A 3,742-nucleotide genomic window follows, 5' to 3' on the forward strand; every position below is an offset into this window, starting at 1 on the left:
GCACCGCCGCTGCCGGGCACGGCCCCGAAGGCGACGCTCGGCTCGGGCAAGCAGACGGACACCACGTCCACCACCCCCGGCTTCAAGCGCACCGGCCAGTGGGAGACCGCGCGGGGCTACGCCGAGAGCCTGCCGCTCGGCGGCACCAAGGACTGGGTGGCCGTCTACAGTGGCGGCACCGTCGCCCGTTACGGCGCCCGCGGCAAGCAGGTGTGGAACCGCGGAGCCACGTCCTTGTACAAGGACTGGCAAGTGACCCCGAACCACTGGTTTCAGCCCTATCCCTACCTGCCGAACCTCTATGCCGGCTACAACCCGTACCAGATGTCGGCCACCGGTAAGCAGCCGTACGTGACCGGCGACTTCAACGGCGACGGTGTCGAGGACGTCGCCGTGGCCTACGCGGTGGGCGACTGGCCGTTCCGGCCGTTCTCCTCCCCCGGTTCGCAGGTGGACTACGGCACCTTCGTCACCATTCTGGACGGCCGTGACGGAAAGACGGCGTGGAGCAAGCTGATTCCCGGCTACGTCGGCAACATGCTGGTCCAGGGCGGCAAGCTGATCGTCGCCAACACCGTCGGCCCGGACTGGGGTGGCGATCCGGTGGCCGAACAGGGCGACAGCCGCAGCAACCTGACCGCCTACAGCTTCAGCCGCGCCGCTCACGGCAATCTCGCCGGGGCCGCCGACTGGACCTACTCGACGCACGCGCCCTGGGCGTACTGGGGCGATCTGACGTCGATGGGCACCGGCCGGATCGCCGCGTCCTGGTCCGACACACCCATGGACCTGGGAAGCCCGAGGCCGACCGACGGCAACGTACTGGTGCTCAACACCTCCGACGGCAGCGTCGCGGCGCACACCAAGACGCCCGGCTACCCCCGCATGCTGGTCAAGGAGCCGGGCGCGGACCGCGTCCTGGTGGTCGAGCAGAACGACCCCTTCGACAGGGTGCGCTGGGACCTGACCGCGATCGACGCGCACAGCGGCGACCGCACGGTGCTCGCCTCGCGTGAGGGCACCATCCCCGAGGCGTTCCAGGTCCTGCCGAACGCGGACGACGGGCAGCCCCGGTTCGCGGTCGCGGAGCTCGGCATCAACGCCGACATGTCGGACGGTCAGAGCACCATCTCCGGCTGGGACAGCCACGGTCACACCCTCTGGTCGTACACCACCGCCTCCACGGTCAGCGGGCCGAACGCCCCGGTCATGGAGCTGTCCTCCGGGGCGAAGGGCGGCGAGGTGTTCGCCTCGCTCTCCGACCCGACGAGCGCCACCGCCGCCACCCCCGCGGGTCCCGAGCACACCCAACTCATCGCGTTGAACTCCACGACCGGTCACCTGGTCTGGCGGCAGGAGGGCGCCGTCTCCGGTGACACGATCACCCACTACCAGGGCGGACTGCTCACCGTCGGCTACGACGACACCGCCTACACGCTCGACCCCCGCAGCGGCAAGGCGCAGGCCACGCCCCTGACCGGCGATCCCTACGCGGCCGTCGCGACGGACGTCAACAGGGACGGGGTCAAGGACCTGATCACCGGTGGCCAGAGCCGCGGTGTCTTCGCGCTCGACGGCAGGACCCTGAAGAAGGCGGCGCCGACCGTCCTGTGGCGGGCCACGGTCGACAGCTCGGTGCACGCCATGCATCTCCTGCCGAACGTCGGCAAGGAGGGGGCAGACGACTCCATGGTGGCCGCGACGGACCACGGCTTCGAGGTGCTGAGTGCGCACACCGGTCAGGTGCGGGCGAATGTGCGCACAGGCGGGTACGTCGCCTCGCTCACGGTAGTGGGCGACGGCCACGGCGGATCCGAGATCGTCGTCCCGGGCAGCAGCCTGACCGCCTACACCCCGCAGGGCAAGCAGCGGTGGACGTACCGGCCGAAGGGCACGGAGCACAAGAGCCTGGTCTTCTCCACCGTCACCACTGACGACACCGGACACCTGTTCTTCGAGTGCGGCGGCACCCACGAGGGGTTCGGCCTCCCCACGGAGACCACCGACCCGGCGCCGACGGCCGTCAGCCTGAACGCCGCCACCGGCACCCCGCTCTGGACCCGGACCCCGACCGGTGCCGTCGCGATCTCGCCGATCAACCCCGCTCTGGCCGACCCGGGCGTCCCGGGCGCGGACGGGCATGGTGTCGCCTTCGCGTTCACCGGCGATTTCAGGACCTACCACCACCCGGTCCAGATCCTGGACTCCCGCACCGGCGCGGTGATCAAGAGCTACGACAGCCCCGGAATGTCACAGGGCTTCGCCGCGTCCAAGAAGACCGGCCTGGTCGAGATGCGTGAGTTCAACGACATGTTCTACCCGGCGGACGGCAGCGACCCCCAAGACGTGCCCACCTTCTTCGGCTTCCACTCCGGAGTGTTCGCCAGGTCCGTCGGTGGAACCGAAGCGTTCGTAGGCGCCTACCAGGCCCTGTGGTCCTACGACACGCCCTTCGCCGCCAACGACGGGTTCCTCCGCGAGAGTGCCACGGACTTCGCCCTGGGTGCGAGCCAGGTGCAGACAGTCAATCTGGGCGACGGACCGGGTGACGACATCATCGGTCTCGCGCTCGACTGGCGGGCCCTGAACATCTCGAGCCAGGCGATCGGTGAGCGCGTCGGTGACATCGACTACTTCCCGCACGGCCTGACCACCTACAAGCTCTCCGAGGACGAGCCCACCCGGATCCCGGTGCCTCCGACCGGTGGCGCACCGGCCGCCTCCCCGCAGGCCGCCGCCGGGGCCGATCACTCCCAGGGCAACAACCTCCGCAGCGCGAGCCCGCTGAAGGATCTCGGCATGCCGATCGGCACGGCTTCGCTCCCGATCGAGATCCAGAGCAGCACTCCCGCGGCCAAGAAGCTGAGCGCGGGCGCCGACAACGACGGCGAGGTCACCCGCGGCTACACCCCGCAGCAGATCCAGGCACGCCTGGGCCTCAAGGGTGACGGCACCGGCCAGACGATCGCGATCGTCGACGCCTACCACTACCCGACGGCGAAGGAGGACCTGAACCACTTCTCCGCACACTTCAACCTGCCGCCCACCTGCGACACGGTGAGTGCGGGAGCGGACTGTTTCGACTTCCAGCAGGTCTACGCCGACGGCACCCAGCCCGAGGCGGACACCGGCTGGAACGAGGAGGAGGCGCTGGACATCGAGTGGGCGCACTCGGTGGCCCCGCACGCCAAGATCGTCCTGGTCGAGGCCGAGGACCCGACCATGGCCGCGCTGTCCCGGGCCGAAGACACGGCCGCGGCACTGCACCCGGCGGCGGTCAGCAACAGCTGGGGCGCCGGCGAGTTCTCCGAGGAGACCTTCTACGACGGCCACTGCAAGCTGGCCGACGCGGTCTGCGTCCAGTCCACCGGAGACTTCGGCTACCCCGCCAGCTACTCCGCCACCAACCCCTACGCCCTGGCCATCGGAGGCACCAACCTCCAACTGGACGCGAACGGCAACACCGTGAACGAGACGGCGTGGAAGGGCACCGGCGGCGGCCTGAGCTACTTCGAGCCGCGGCCGGCCTACCAGGACGGCGTGCAGTCCTCGCCGCTGCGGGCCACGCCGGACGTCAGTTTCGTGGCCGACCCCGCCACCGGCGTGCCGGTCTACCTGACGATGACCAACCCCGACGGCACCACCAGCTCCGTGTGGTTCAAGGTGGGCGGCACCAGCCTGTCCGCCCCGATCTGGGGTGCGATCATCGCCTCGGCCGACCAGCTCCGGGCCACCGCCGGCA

At 69.9% G+C, this 3,742-nt stretch carries 1 protein-coding gene; it reads left to right on the forward strand.

Annotated elements, in window-relative coordinates; translation table 11 throughout:
• Window positions 1-3,742: outer membrane protein assembly factor BamB family protein (locus ACWDA7_RS51195; RefSeq protein ID WP_450614875.1), on the forward strand; the 3,742-nt coding region annotated here is incomplete at both ends.

The organism is Streptomyces sp. NPDC001156, assembly GCF_053598275.1.